The 243-nt window shown below is 67.5% G+C and carries 1 protein-coding gene; it reads right to left on the reverse strand.

All coding sequences use genetic code 11. From position 1 onward, the window contains the following. Window positions 1-243 (reverse strand): PrpF domain-containing protein (locus AAEY79_RS16125; RefSeq protein WP_352289724.1); only part of this gene is annotated, 243 nt, incomplete at both ends.

Raw genomic sequence — 243 nt, forward strand, 5'->3', positions numbered from 1 at the left:
TCCTGCAGCTCCGTGCCCGTGTAGCCGATCGCTTCCGCGTCGACGAAGATCGTCGGGATGCCTGCGTTGATCATCGTCACCTTCAGCGTGCCGATGCCCGGCACCGCGAGATCGTCGACGAGGTTGCCGGTCGGGAACATCGCGCCGCCCGCGCCTTCTTCCTCCGCGGCCGGATCCATGAATTCGAGCTGCACCTCGGCGGCCGGGAACGTGACGCCGTCCAGCTCGAAGTCGCCCGTCTCC

This window comes from Psychrobacter sp. GW64-MNA-CIBAN-0177 (genome assembly GCF_040309585.1).
Lineage (GTDB): Bacteria > Pseudomonadota > Gammaproteobacteria > Pseudomonadales > Moraxellaceae > Psychrobacter > Psychrobacter okhotskensis.